Annotated in this window: 1 pseudogene; it reads right to left on the reverse strand. The window is 64.0% G+C overall.

Annotation, left to right across the window (positions count from 1 at the left end):
* A pseudogene (locus ACPYOM_RS22750) lies at positions 1 to 264 on the reverse strand (UDP-N-acetylglucosamine 1-carboxyvinyltransferase); the annotation flags it as partial.

Raw genomic sequence — 264 nt, forward strand, 5'->3', positions numbered from 1 at the left:
GGTGTTCAGCCGCTCGGCCAGGTCCTCGTAACCGCGCTCGATCAAGTAGATGTTGCGCAACTCGGACGTACCCCTGGCCGCAAGCATCGCCAGGAGAAGGCAGGCAGCCGGACGCAGGGCCGGAGGGCAACCGACTTCCGCGGCACGCCACTTGGTGGGTCCGTTGACGTAGATCCGGTGGGGATCCAGGAGCTGCACCTGTGCGCCGAGCTTGTTCAGCTCGGTCAGGTAGATGGCCCGGTTTTCGTAGACCCAGTCATGGAT

It is taken from the genome of Monashia sp. HAY1-2A, from assembly GCF_056755315.1.